At 75.5% G+C, this 12,510-nt stretch carries 12 protein-coding genes, 1 pseudogene and 1 riboswitch; of the genes and pseudogenes, 7 read left to right on the top strand and 6 right to left on the bottom strand.

The genetic code is table 11. The features are described 5' to 3' along the window. Positions 1 to 73 precede the first annotated feature (73 nt). The gene (locus JD77_RS08890) at positions 74 to 1,024 is read right to left on the bottom strand and encodes a PPK2 family polyphosphate kinase (protein WP_211372789.1); all 951 of its coding nucleotides are present in this window, start codon (positions 1,022 to 1,024) and stop codon (positions 74 to 76) included. 217 nt (positions 1,025 to 1,241) lie between these two features. Between JD77_RS08890 and JD77_RS35090 the strand changes: the two are divergent. Both JD77_RS35090 and JD77_RS35095 read left to right on the top strand, forming a co-directional pair. Continuing rightward, a pseudogene (locus JD77_RS35090) lies at positions 1,242 to 1,631 on the top strand (sigma factor); the annotation flags it as partial. A 113-nt stretch (positions 1,632 to 1,744) separates the two neighbouring features. Continuing rightward, on the top strand, positions 1,745 to 2,143 hold the full coding sequence (locus tag JD77_RS35095) for a nuclear transport factor 2 family protein (protein WP_342799643.1): 399 nt from the start codon (positions 1,745 to 1,747) through the stop codon (positions 2,141 to 2,143). Positions 2,144 to 2,189: 46 nt separating this feature from the next. Here JD77_RS35095 and JD77_RS08900 read toward each other — a convergent pair whose 3' ends face one another. Then, entirely contained in the window at positions 2,190 to 2,696 is a 507-nt protein-coding gene (locus JD77_RS08900; RefSeq protein WP_145773853.1) for a DUF402 domain-containing protein, read from the bottom strand. A gap of 127 nt (positions 2,697 to 2,823) precedes the next feature. Between JD77_RS08900 and JD77_RS08905 the strand changes: the two genes are divergently transcribed. Continuing rightward, positions 2,824 to 4,986 (top strand): ATP-dependent DNA helicase, encoded by a 2,163-nt coding sequence (locus JD77_RS08905; RefSeq protein WP_145773854.1) that lies wholly within the window; start codon positions 2,824 to 2,826, stop codon positions 4,984 to 4,986. Between the two features lie 25 nt (positions 4,987 to 5,011). Here JD77_RS08905 and JD77_RS08910 read toward each other — a convergent pair whose 3' ends face one another. Then, positions 5,012 to 6,391: an AI-2E family transporter gene (locus JD77_RS08910; RefSeq protein WP_145773855.1), complete on the bottom strand. Its 1,380-nt coding sequence runs from the start codon at positions 6,389 to 6,391 to the stop codon at positions 5,012 to 5,014. Positions 6,392 to 6,475: 84 nt separating this feature from the next. On the opposite strand from JD77_RS08910, the gene JD77_RS08915 reads away from it, so the two are divergent. Both JD77_RS08915 and JD77_RS31960 read left to right on the top strand, forming a co-directional pair. After that, a complete protein-coding gene (locus JD77_RS08915; protein WP_145773856.1) occupies positions 6,476 to 6,823 on the top strand; it encodes a GroES family chaperonin in 348 nt (115 codons plus the stop codon). Positions 6,824 to 6,928: 105 nt separating this feature from the next. After that, positions 6,929 to 7,084 (top strand): hypothetical protein, encoded by a 156-nt coding sequence (locus tag JD77_RS31960; protein WP_170286307.1) that lies wholly within the window; start codon positions 6,929 to 6,931, stop codon positions 7,082 to 7,084. A gap of 63 nt (positions 7,085 to 7,147) precedes the next feature. On the opposite strand, the gene JD77_RS08920 is transcribed toward JD77_RS31960, so the two are convergent. After that, positions 7,148 to 8,599 carry a PrsW family intramembrane metalloprotease gene (locus tag JD77_RS08920; RefSeq protein ID WP_170286397.1) on the bottom strand — a complete coding sequence of 484 codons (1,452 nt, stop codon included), beginning with the start codon at positions 8,597 to 8,599 and terminating at the stop codon, positions 7,148 to 7,150. Positions 8,600 to 8,665: 66 nt separating this feature from the next. Next, a riboswitch (SAM riboswitch) is annotated at positions 8,666 to 8,785 on the top strand. 47 nt (positions 8,786 to 8,832) lie between these two features. Between JD77_RS08920 and JD77_RS08925 the strand changes: the two genes are divergently transcribed. After that, entirely contained in the window at positions 8,833 to 10,092 is a 1,260-nt protein-coding gene (locus JD77_RS08925) for an aminotransferase class V-fold PLP-dependent enzyme (protein ID WP_145773858.1), read from the top strand. 4 nt (positions 10,093 to 10,096) lie between these two features. On the opposite strand, the gene JD77_RS08930 is transcribed toward JD77_RS08925, so the two are convergent. Then, on the bottom strand, positions 10,097 to 11,350 hold the full coding sequence (locus JD77_RS08930; protein ID WP_145773859.1) for an FUSC family protein: 1,254 nt from the start codon (positions 11,348 to 11,350) through the stop codon (positions 10,097 to 10,099). A 61-nt stretch (positions 11,351 to 11,411) separates the two neighbouring features. Between JD77_RS08930 and JD77_RS08935 the strand changes: the two genes are divergently transcribed. Further along, positions 11,412 to 12,047: an HD domain-containing protein gene (locus JD77_RS08935; protein ID WP_145773860.1), complete on the top strand. Its 636-nt coding sequence runs from the start codon at positions 11,412 to 11,414 to the stop codon at positions 12,045 to 12,047. A 161-nt stretch (positions 12,048 to 12,208) separates the two neighbouring features. On the opposite strand, the gene JD77_RS08945 is transcribed toward JD77_RS08935, so the two are convergent. Further along, a complete protein-coding gene (locus JD77_RS08945) occupies positions 12,209 to 12,475 on the bottom strand; it encodes a DUF4031 domain-containing protein (RefSeq protein WP_145773861.1) in 267 nt (88 codons plus the stop codon). Positions 12,476 to 12,510: the final 35 nt, after the last annotated feature.

Here is a 12,510-nt window from a genome sequence, read left to right on the forward strand (position 1 = left end):
GAACGCGTGCAGTGGGAATGCTAGGAGGCGACTCAAGCGCTCAGTCGCCGGCCCACCCCCGGTCAGCCGCCATTTACTGGCCGTTCACCTGCCGTTCACCTGGACCCGGTCGGTCGCCCCGCAACCGCCGCCGTTCCGCCGCCACGTCGAAGTCGGCGGGCGGATACCCCAGATGCAGGGCGTCGAACGTCTCCCGCAGCAGGTGGGCGACCGCCCAGTCCCGGTACCACTTCCGGTCCGCCGGGACCACGTACCAGGGCGCGGCGTCGGTGCCGCACCGCGCCAGCGCCTCGCCGTACGCGGCCTGGTAGTCGTCCCACCGGGCCCGGGAGTCCAGGTCGCCCGGGTTGTACTTCCAGTGCTTGCGCGGGTCGGTCAGCCGCTCCAGCAGCCGCTCCCCCTGCTCGGCGTACGAGATGTGCAGCATCACCTTCACCAGGGTCACCCCCGCGTCGACCAGCTCCCGCTCGAAGGCGTTGATCTCGTCGTACCGGGCGCGCCAGGTGGCCTCCGGCACCAGCGACTCCACCCGGGCGATCAGCACGTCCTCGTAGTGCGACCGGTTGAAGATCCCGACGTACCCGGGCGGGGGCAGGGCCCGGCGGATCCGCCACAGGAAGTCGTGCCGCAGCTCTTCGGGCGTGGGCGGGCCGAACGAGCGGATGTGCAGGCCGAGGGGGTTCATCGCGCCGGCCACCCGCTTGATCGTGCCGTCCTTGCCGCCGCAGTCCATGGCCTGGAGCACCAGCAGCAGCCGGCGCGGCGCGCCCGGCTCCAGGCCGGCCCGGCGGTCGGCCGGGGCGCCGGTGGGGGCGGTCCGGCCGGCGGCGCGCTGGGCGGCGGCGTACAGCATCTCCTGCTGGGGGCCCAGCCCCGCGCCGAGCAGGTCGAGCTGCCACCGCGCCCACGCCCTGCGCGCGGCGCCGCGGCCGGCCGCGGCGGGCAGCCCGGGGGTGGACCGGGGATCGACCGCACCCAGGTCGACCGGCGTACCCGCCGGGGACACCCGTAACAGGTCCCGCATCGTCCCGCCCACCGGCGGAACGATCTCCGTCTCGTCGACTGCGCCCATTCCCCGATCTTCACCCGGCTTGCCCGCGCCCGCCTCTTGAGCGGATCTCAAGATCCGTGTCACGTTTGGGGGACGACGCGCGTCCCCTGGGGGACGGGAGGGGTGTGGCGTGGATCTGGTGGCGGAGTTCGAGGCGGAACGCGGGCGGCTGACCGCCCTGGCGTACCGGATGCTGGGCAGCCGGAGCGAGGCCGAGGACGCGGTGCAGGAGACCTGGCTGCGGTACGCGGGCGCGCTCGCCGACCCGGCGGCCCGGGCGCAGGTCGGCAACCTCGGCGGCTGGCTGACCACGACGTGCGGCCGGATCTGCCTGGACGTGCTCCGCTCGGCGCGGGTGCGCCGGGAGACGTACCCCGGGGAGTGGCTGCCCGAGCCGCTGGTCGGCCCGTACTCTCCCGGGCCGGCCGCCGACGGGTTCGCCCCCGATCCGGCCGAGCGGGCGGTACGCGCCGACCAGCTCGGCACCGCGCTGCTGGTGGTGCTGGAGCGGCTCAGCGCGGAGCAGCGGGTGGCGCTGGTGCTGCACGACGTGTTCGCGGTGCCGTTCGACGAGATCGCCGAGGTGCTGGGCACGACGACGGTGGCCGCCCGACAGCTCGCCTCCCGGGCCCGCAAGGCGGTCGACGCGCCCGACGCCCCCGGCACACCGCCGACCTGGCCGAGCAGCGGCGGGTGCTGGAGGCCTTCGTGGCGGCGACCCGCTCGGGGGAGCTGGCCGAGCTGGTCCGGGTGCTCGCCCCGGACGTGGTGCTGGTCGGCGACAGCGGCGGGCACTTCCCGGCCGCCCGGCGCCCCGTCACCGGCGCCGACAAGGTCGGCAAGCTCCTCCTCGGCCTGTTCCGCCAGGCGGGCCGCTACGTCCAGCCGCTGCGGGCCCGGCCGGCGCTGGTGGACGGGTCGCTCGGGTTGCAGCTGGAGACCGTCCACCCCGACGGCCGGCCGCTGCGGCAGGTCATCGCGTTCACCGTTCACGGGGGGCGGATCACCGGCATCTTCAACCAGCTCAACCCGGAGAAGATGGCCCGCGTGCCGGCCCTGGCCGAGACCGACACCTGGCCGCCACGCTGGTGACGCCCGCGCCGGCCGCGACCGGGCGTCGGCGCCCCGGCGGGCGGGCTCAGACCACCAGGGCCAGCCACTTCCGGTACGACGTGGCGAACGGCTCGGTGCCGTCGCCGAGCGCGACGAACAGCCGCCGGGCGGCGGCCTCCGCCTCGGCCACGACGTCGTCGGGGTAGCCGAACCGCTCCCGGTGCTCGGCGAACTCGTCCTCGTCGCGCAGCTCGACGTTGCCGGTCGCCCGGCGGCGCACCACGTCCAGGTCGAGGTCGATCAGGTGGACGGTGTCGTCGCCCTCCCAGCGGGCGGGGGTGGTGATGTCGCAGTAGACCTCGCTGGTGCGCGGCGGCGGGTTGAACATCCCGGTCCACCAGGCCGCCCGAGGGACCAGCAGCACGAACGGGATCTGCTCGACCGAGGGCCGGCCGTGGTAGACCGACTCGGTGCCGGCGGGCACGCCGAGCCAGACGCCGAGGTCGTCCTCGGCCAGCCGCCGGGCGAGGTAGTCGCGGTGGGCGCTGCCGTCGTACTTGCGGTAGATCACACGGACCACGTCGCTCGGCATGAGTCCCCACCCTAGTCGATACCGGCCACTCGTCGCGCGGGGAAAGTTACGGGGCGCTGCCGTACCGTGACACCGCCACGCCGGGCGGGGCGCCCCGGGTGTCGGCGGCGGCGGGTACCGTCGCACGGTGACTCCGCCGCGCACCGCCACCGGTCCCGTCCCCCGCAGCACCGCCCGGCGGCGCGGCAACCGGCCCAGCGGCGTGGAGCTGCTCGCCGCCGCGGTCGGCGCGGTCCCCGGCGGGGCGGCCCGCCCCGGCCAGCAGCAGATGACCACCGCCATCGAGGAGTGCGTCGCCTCGGGCGACCACCTGCTGGTGCAGGCGGGCACGGGCACCGGCAAGTCGCTGGCGTACCTCGCGCCGGCGCTGACCGTCGACGGGCCGGTGGTGGTCTCCACCGCGACCCTGGCGTTGCAGTCCCAGCTGGTCGACCACGACCTGCCCCGGCTCGCCGACGCGGTGCGGCCGCTGCTCGGCCGCCGGCCCACGTACGCGGTGCTCAAGGGGCGGCACCACTACCTCTGCCTGGCCCGGCTGGACGGCTCCACAGAGGACGAGCCGCAGGACGGCCTCTTCGACGCGCCGGGCTCCGGGAGCGGCGGGAAGTGGCTCGGCGAGGCGGGCCGGCTCGGCAAGCAGATCCAGCGGCTGCGCGACTGGGCGATGGAGACCGAGACGGGCGACCGTGACGAGCTGGACCCGGGCGTCGACGACCAGGTGTGGCGGGTGGTGTCCATGCCGGCACGGGAGTGCGTCGGGGCGGCCCGCTGTCCGTTCGGCGCGGAGTGCTTCGCCGAGGCGTCCCGGGCACGGGCCCGGGAGGCCGACATCGTGGTCACCAACCACAGCCTGCTCGCCGTCGACATGCTCGCCGGCCGGCACATCGTGCCGCCGCACAAGCTGCTGATCGTGGACGAGGCGCACGAGCTGGCCGACCGGGTCTCCTCCGCCGCGCAGGCCGAGCTGGTGCCGGAGCTGATCGACCGGTCGGCCCGCCGGGCCCGCCCGCTGCTGCGCCCGGAGGTCGCCGAGCGGCTCACCGAGGCCGGCGACGCCCTCGCCGTCGGGCTGGCCGAGGCGCCCGCCGGCCGGCTCACCGCCGGGCTGCCGGGGCCGCTGCGCGAGGCGTGCACGCTGCTCGACGGGGCCACCCGGGCCGCCCTCGACGCTATCGGCGAGGCGAAGGCCGACGACCCGGACCCGGTCCGCAAACAGCAGGCCAAGGCGGTGCTGGACGAGCTGTCCACGACCGCCCAGCGGCTGCTGGAGGAGGCCGACCACGACGTCGCCTGGGTCGAGAAGCCGGACAACGGCAGTCGAAGGGCGCTCGTGGTCGCCCCGTTGTCGGTCGCCGGCACCCTCTCCGCCCACCTGTACGACGAGCGCACCGTCGTCGCCACCTCGGCGACGCTGACGCTCGGCGGCCGGTTCGACACGGTGGCCCGGGCACTGGGGCTGGAGGCGCCGCCGGTCGACCCGCCGTCCCCGGCCGCCGCCGCCCTGGCCGCCGCCACCGCGTCCGGCGGGTCGAGCGGCGCGGCGGCCGGTGGGAAGGCCGGCCCGGCCGCGGCCGGGCCGGGCGAAGGGCCCGCCGGCACCGCCCCGGCCACCGAGGGGCCCGGCTGGCGATCCCTCGACGTCGGGTCGCCGTTCGACTACGCCCGGCAGGGCATCCTGTACGTCGCCGCGCACCTGCCCCGCCCCAGCGTCTCCGGGCTGCCCGAGGCGGCCGGCGAGGAACTGCTCTCGCTGGTCGGCGCGCTGGGTGGGCGTACCCTCGGTCTCTTCTCCTCACGACGGGCCGCGCAGCAGGCGGCGGAGCTGCTGCGGGCGCGCACCGAGCTGCCGGTGCTGCTGCAGGGCGAGGAGTCGCTGCCGATCCTGGTGCGCAAGTTCCGCGAGGAGAGGTCGAGCTGCCTGTTCGGGGTGATGTCGCTCTGGCAGGGGGTCGACGTGCCCGGCGACTCCTGCCAGCTCGTGGTGATCGACCGGCTGCCGTTCCCGCGCCCCGACGAGCCGCTCGCCGCGGCCCGGGCCGCGGCCGTGGACGCCGGCGGCGGCTCCGGGTTCGCCGCGGTGAGCGTGCCGATCGCCGCCGTACGGCTCGCCCAGGGGGTGGGCCGGCTGATCCGGGCCACCGGGGACAAGGGCGTGGTCGCGGTGCTCGACTCCCGGCTGGAGACCGCCCGCGGCTACGGGCCGTTCCTGCGCCGCTCGCTGCCCCCGTTCTGGTACACCACCCGGCCGGAGGTCGTCCGCGGCGCCCTGGAGCGGCTCGCCCAGTCGTGACCCGGCGGCTACGGCGGGCGTCGCGTCAGGGGGCCTTGGCGGCGACCACCACGGCGTCCGGCGGCGTGTCCGGCACGGTGCGCGCGGCGAGCCGGCGGACGGCGGTGTTGAGCACCGCGATCAGCGGCACCGAGACCAGCGCCCCGGTGATGCCGGCGAGCACGACGCCGCCGGCGATGCCGATGATCACGGCGAGCGGGTGGATGGCCACCGCCCGACCCATGATCAGTGGCTGGAGCACGTGCCCCTCGACCTGCTGCACGCCGATCACCACGCCCAGGATGATCAGGGCGGTGACGGGGCCGCTGTCGACCAGCGCGACGAGCACCGCCACGCCGCCGGAGAGCGCCGCCCCGACGATCGGGATGAACGCCCCGAGGAACACCAGCGCCGCCAGCGGGAACGCGAACGGGATGTCGAAGATCACCAGGAAGATGCCGATGCCGACGGCGTCGATGAAGGCGACCAGCACCGTGGCCCGCACGTAGGCCACCAGGGTCTCCCAGGACGCCCGGCCGGCGTCGTCGACCTTCCACCGGGCGGCCACCGGCAGCAGCCGGACCAGGAAGCGCCAGATGCTGTTGCCGTCACGCAGGAAGAAGAACGTGGCGAACAGCACCAGCACCATGCCGGTCAGCACCTCGGCGAGGGTGGCGGCCGTGGCGATCGCCCCGCTGGTCAGGTTGTTGGTGTTCTCGTTGATCCAGTTCTGTGCCTCGTCGATGTACCGGTTGAGCTGGTTGTCCGAGAGGTGCAGCGGGCCCGTCTTGAGCCAGTCCTGGATCTGCCGCACGCCCTGGGACGCGTTCTTGCTCAGCTCCGGCACGCCCTTGATGAACTCGCTGACCACCAGGGTCAGCGTGCCGACGACGGCGGCCAGGCCGCCCACCAGCACCACCCCGGTCGCCAGGGAGCGGGGGAAGCGCGCCCGGAGCAGCCAGCCCACGGCCGGCGCCAGCAGCGCCGAGAGCAGCAGCGCGACGGCCAGCGGAATGATTACGACCCGGATGGTGCCGACGATCCTCAGCAGCGCCCACGCCACGGCCCCGATGACGATGAGCCGCCAGGACCAGGCGGCGGCGATCCGCAGGCCGTGCGGCACGTCCGCGTCGTCGCGGCTGGAGGTGGAGGCGTGCACCGCCGCCGGGGGCTGGGCGCCGGCCACCACGGCCGACGGCGGAGCCACCGGCCCGGGCGAGGCCGGCGAGGCCACCCCGCCCTCCTCCGGCCCGCCCGCGCCCACCGGGTCCGGACGGCCGCGCCGCACCGACTCCCGTCCGGGCCCGAACGCGCGGCGGAGCCGTCCGACCACCCGCTCCAAGCGGCTCAAGCGCACCTCCCGCATCAGGTAACCCGCCCGACCCGGACGACAGGGGGGCCAGCATACGTTTCCCGGCACCACCATAGGCCGGTTCCGCCACAGATGCCTCCGACCGTCACCGCGCAACCACCGGCGGGCCCGCCCGAGCCGACGGGGTACGGTTCCGTCGTGACCGCCGACAAGAATCTCGACTCCGGCCTGCCGATCCGCCTGCTGCACGACCGGGTGCTGGTGCGGACGGAGGGGAGCGAGGGTGAGCGCCGCTCCACCGCGGGCATCGTGATCCCGGCGACCGCCGCCGTGGGCAAACGCCTGGCCTGGGCAACCGCGGTGGGCGTGGGCCCGCACGTACGCTCGATCGTCTCCGGCGACCGGGTGCTCTTCGACCCGGACGACCGGTCGGAGGTGGAACTGCACGGCCGGGGGTACGTCCTGCTGCGCGAGCGGGACGTGCACGCGGTCGCCGCCGAGCGGGTCGAGACGGAGGCCTCCGGCTCCACCGGCCTGTATCTGTAAACACCCCTGCCCCGGGTCCGTCCCGGCTTCCGCCGTCGTTTGCGCGTGTCGGCGGCGGGAAGCCAGGCACGTCCGACGCCCTGGGGAGGGACCATGCCGGTATTCGTGAAGAAGCTGCTCGCCTGGGGAAGCGTCGCTTTTCTGATCTACTTCATGGCGTTCCGGCCCGAGGGCGCGGCGCAGATGGTCAAGGCGATCGGGGCGGGCCTGATGGCGATGGCGCAGGGCCTCGGCGACTTCCTCACCAGCCTGATGACCTGACCGGGGCCGGTCAGGTCGCCCGCCGGCGCGCGGGCCGGCCGGTGCGCGCGCCGGCCGGGCCGGTCAGGGGCGACCCGACGGCCAGGGGGCGGCCGGCCCGGGGCCGTACCAGCCCGGCGGCCCGTAGCCGGTCGGGTGGGCGGGCGGCGGTGGCGGCGCGAGCACCACGGGGATCGGCACGACCGGGTCCTCCGGGGCGTCGACCGGCCGCTGCGACCCGTCCGGGAACCGCAGGTGGTAGCGCTGGCCGTCCCAGCGCCCGACCGGGGCCTGCGGGTCACGGCCGACGAAGAACGACCGGTACGCGGTGATCGCGTCCAGCAGCTCCCGTTCCTCCCGCGCCGTCCGTTCCCGGTCGGCCTGGCTGCGGTCCAGTCCCCGGCGCATCCCGTCCCGCAGCAGGGCGAGGCGGGTGGCCGAGAACTGGTATCCGCGCATCGCCTTCACCCCGGCGTCCCCGGCCACCCGCCGCGCCCAGGTACGGGCGGCGTGCCGCCGGCCGAGGCTGCCCAGCGCCGCCACCTCGGGCGGGGTGAGCCAGCCGGCCCGCACGTAGTCCGGCAGGGTGCGCTCGGTCAGCCGCCCCTCCCAGCCGCGCAGCCACACGGCCAGGCCGACCATGCCGAAGAAGATCGGCACCATCACACCGAGATACCCGTACAGGGCGATCACCGCCTGCCCGGTGGCCTGGGCCAGCGACGGCAGCAGGTTCCAGGTGCCGTGCAGCATCATCGCCACCAGCAGCCCGGCGATCGGGGCGAGGAACCGGACGCGCCGGTCGGCCGTACGGGCGGCGATGCCCAGCCCCACCCCGGTCATCGAGGTGAACAGCGGGTGGGCGAACCCGAACAGCAGGATCCGCACGATGAAGATGGCGATGACCTGCTGGGCCCCGGTCGCCGGGCCGTACTCGTCGACGCCGGAGCGGTAGCCGTAACCGCCGAGGTAGAGGATGTTCTCCACCATCGCGAAGCCGACCGCCGACAGCCCGCAGTAGACCAGGCCGTCGGTGATCCCCGACCACTCCCGGCGGCGGAAGACCAGCAGCAGGATCGGCCCGAGCGCCTTGGTCAGCTCCTCGATGAACGGGGCGACCAGCACCCCGGTGAGCGCGGCGGGCAGGTGCCAGTCGGCGAACCGGGCGGCGAAGAACTCGTTGACGGTCAGCGAGGCGGCGGTGGAGACGAACGCCCCCCAGGCGAAGCAGAAGACCAGGTACTTCAGCGGCTCCGGCTCGTACCGGTCGAGCCAGAGGAAGGCGGCGACCAGCACCGGCACCGGCAGGATGGCGGCGAGCACGCCGACGAGGAGCGCCTCCGGGCCGAGGTTCGAGCCGAGCACGAACAGCATGTAGACCGCGCAGGCCGCGATCAGCAGCACCACCAGGCCCAGCACCAGGATCCGCCGCCAGCCCAGCCGGCGCGGCGGCATCCTGTCGGCCCCGCCGGGCGGCGACGGGACGGGGGGCGCGGTCCACGGCGAGGCGGCGCCGCCGCCGGACGGAGTGTCGGCCATCCCGTCAGCGTAGTCACCCCCGACCGCCGGGTCCGGCCGCATCCGCCCGGCGGTATGCTGCCGGCAGGTCACGAGCGCCAGCGTGAAGCCCCGGCTTGCTGGCCGGCAACCCTCGTCAAGTTCGCGGTGGGGTGCCCCGGGTGATGACCGGGCCCAGCCCCGTCCGGCGCTGGGCAAGCGCGGACCCCGTCCCGGTGCCCACCCCGGGGTCCCCGGACCTCGGAGGTAGGCCAGTGCCCGTCACCCTCGTATCCCCGCTGCCCCCGCTGCCGGCGCGGACCGCCCGGCCGCTCGACGTGCTCGGCGTGCCGGGCCAGGTCAACCTCGACCACGCCGCCAGCGCGCCGTGCGCGCGGGCCGCGGCCGACGCCGTGGCCGAGCTCCTGCCCTGGTACGCGAGCGTGCACCGCGGCGCCGGGGCGCTGTCGCGGCGCTGCACGCTGGAGTACGAGCGGGCGCGGCAGACGGTCGGGGACTTCTTCGGCGCCCGCGCGGGCGACCACGTGGTCTTCACCCGCAACACCACGGACGCGCTGAACCTGCTGGCCCGGGCCCTGCCCCCCGGGACCACGGTGGTCACCTTCGCCGGGGAGCACCACGCCAACCTGCTGCCCTGGCCGCGCGGCTCGGTGCGGCTGCCGGTGCCGGCCGCCGCGGGCGAGGCGGTCCGCGCCCTGGACGCCGCCCTGACCGAGCTGCGCCGGGGCACGCGGGCCGACCCGCCGGTGCTGGTCGCGGTGACCGGGGCGAGCAACGTGACCGGGGAGCGCTGGCCGGTGGCCGAGCTGGCCCTGGTGGCCCGCCGGCACGGCGCCCGGATCGCGGTCGACGCCGCCCAGCTCGCCCCGCACGCCCCGGTCGACGTGGCCGCGCTGGGCGTGGACTACCTGGCCGCCTCCGGGCACAAGCTGTACGCGCCGTTCGGGGCGGGGGTGCTGCTCGGCCGGGGCGACTGGCTCGACGCGGCCCCGCCCTACCTGGCGGGAGGCGGCGCCACCAGCCACGTCGGCGCGGCCACCCACGAGGTGCGCTGGGCCACCGGCCCGGCCCGGCACGAGGGCGGTACGCCCAACCTGCTCGGCGCGGTCGCCCTGGCGGCGGTGTGCGCGGCGCTGGCCGACGCGGACCGGGCCGAACTGCACGCCCACGAGCAGGCGCTGCTGGCCCGGCTTCGGGACGGCCTGGCCGCCCTGCCGCACGCGGTGGAGCTGCGCACCTTCGGCCCGGACGCGCCGCGGGTCGGCATCGTGTCGTTCGTCGTGGCCGGCCGGGACTCGGCCGAGGTGGCGGCGGAGCTGGCCGCGCGGCACGACATCGGGGTCCGCGACGGGCTGTTCTGCGCCCACCCGCTGGCCCGGCGGCTGCTCGCCGAGGCCGCCGCCCGCAGCGGTCGCGCCGACCTGCCGCCGACCGCCCTGCGGGCCAGCCTCGGGCTGGGCAGCACGACCGACGACGTGGACCGCCTGCTCGCCGCCCTCGCCGAGCTCCCGTGACCGCTCAGCCGAGGGCCGGTGCGGTGGGGGGCTGCGGGCCGGGCCTGCCCTCGGGCGCGCCCTCCTCCCGCTCCGGCCTGCCGAACGCCTGGCGGACCAGCCGGTTCGCCTCCTCCTGCTCGATGCCGGAGGCGACCATCAGGTCGCTGGCGGTCGTCCGCACCTGGGCGATCACCACGCTGCCCGAGAAGCCCACCCCCTGCCCGTACGCCCGGCCGGCCTCGCTGACGGCGCGCAGGGACCGCTCCCGGGCCCGCTGCGGCTCCGCCCCGACGGAGAACTCGTGCCGAAGCAGCCGGACGGACTCGGCGAGGTGGTTCACGGCGTCGGGCATCGAATCCGGCACCGGTTCCTCGTCCTCGATCAGGGTCACCGAACGCCGGATGAGCGTGCCGCTGTTGCGCATCGCCCGGTCGATCGGGTCCGCCGCCTCCGCGTAGTGGGTCAGCTCGCTGCGCCGGTGCCAGCGGGCCGGGGAGAGGATGGTCGTCTCCTTGGCGCCCTCGATGGCCTCCGTGAAGGTGGCCAGTTCCTCCTTGTTCTCCCGGAGCCGTTCCAGCGCGCGCTGGGCGCGGCCGCGGTCCTGTTCGCGCAGGGCCTGGGCCGCGTTGTCGAGCTGGTCGGCGAGCAGGTCCAGCGCCGGCCGGGCGGCCCGATTGATCACGCGCAGCGGGTTCAACGGCAGCAGGATCGCCGTCACCACCAGCGCGATGCCGCCGCCGACGGCGGCGTCGACGAAGCGCGGGATCTCCAGGTTCTGCGTGGAGGGGCTGAGCGTGACGATCAGCACGGCGGTGGCGGCGGCCTGGATGACGACGGCCACGCTGCCACCGAAGAAGATGGTCAACAGGATGGAGGCGGTCACCACGAGCCCGAGCTGCCAACTGCCGGTACCGAGGAAGTAGACCAGCCCGTCACCGAGGAACACCCCGACCGCCACCCCGACGATCAGCTCGACGGTCCGGCGCAGCCGCTGGCCGATCGAGGCGGCCAGGGTGCCGACGGCCGAGATCGGGGCGAAGACCGGCTGCGCGTTGTTCAGGATGTAGTGGGACACCAGGTAGGCCAGGGCGGCGGCCAGCCCGGCCTGGACGGCGAGGCCGACCGACATCCGGACGCGGTGCAGCCGGTCGTGCAGGGTGTCCCGGCCCCGGTTCCGCAGGTACGTCATGCCCTCGGCGATTCGCGCCGTATCGATGTCCTTGCCGTCGCGCTCCGAGGCGCGCCGCAGCAACGAAGGTCGCCGGTCCCGGGCCATGGCGGGGACTACCCGTACCGGAGGGGGTGAATCCTCGCGCGGGTGCGGCACACTCGGGCGGGTGACGGAGCTGATCGACCGGTGGCGGGCGGCGGCGCGGGGCGCGGGCGCGACCGACGGGCCGCTGCTGACCGAGGCCGGGGAAAGCCTGCTGACCCGCTGGCGGGAGCCCCACCGGCACTACCACACCCCCCGGCACCTGACCGCCGTGCTCGACGTCGTCGACGCGTACGCGGGCCTGGCCGACCGGCCGGACCTGGTCCGGCTCGCCGCCTGGTGCCACGACGCGGTCTACGACCCCCGCGCCCCGGGTGACGCCAACGAGCGGGACAGCGCCGACCTGGCCACGACGCTCCTGGCCGACCTGGGCCTGCCGGCGGGGGCGGTGGCCGAGGTACGCCGGCTGGTGCTGCTGACCGCCGGGCACGCGACCGCCGCCGGGGACGCCGACGGTGCGCTGCTCTGCGACGCGGACCTGGCCGTGCTGGCCGGCCCGCCCGAGGAGTACGACCGGTACGCGGCCGCCGTCCGCCGGGAGTACGCGCACGTGCCGGACCCGGACTTCCGCGCTGGCCGGGCCCGGGTGCTGCGGAACCTGCTGGCCCTGCCGGCCCTCTACCGCCTCCCCCCGCTGGCCACCACCTGGGCCCCCCGAGCCAGATCCAACCTGACCCGCGAACTAACCCACCTCACCTAACCCCCCACCCCACCCCGCGCCCCCACCCCACCCCCACCCCCACCCCCACCCCCACCCCCACCCCCACCCCACCCCCACCCCCGCGATCTTGCACTTTTGGCCCCGACAAAAGTGTCCAACCGGGACAAAGTGAGGGCACAAAGTGCAAGATCGGCGAGTGTCTAGGGGCGGGGGCGGGGGCGGGGGCGGGGGAGGTTCGCCGCGCGGAGCAGGCGGACCAGGTCACCGCTCGGCACCACCCTCGCGCCGAGCCACACCGCCATGGCGTACCGCTCCGCGGGGATGTCGTAGTGGTCCCGGTCGAAGGCCCGCCGGGGCGCGCCGAGCGCCTCGGCGAAGGCGTGCAGCTCGGCGTACGAGACGTAGCTGATCAGGTGGGACCAGAGCCGTCCACGCGCCGGCCAGGCGGGTCGGTCCAGGTACAGCATGGCCGCCAAGATAGCCGCCCGTTAGCCTCTTCCGC

Origin of the sequence: Micromonospora olivasterospora, assembly GCF_007830265.1 — a bacterium.
Taxonomy (GTDB): Bacteria; Actinomycetota; Actinomycetes; order Mycobacteriales; family Micromonosporaceae; genus Micromonospora; species Micromonospora olivasterospora.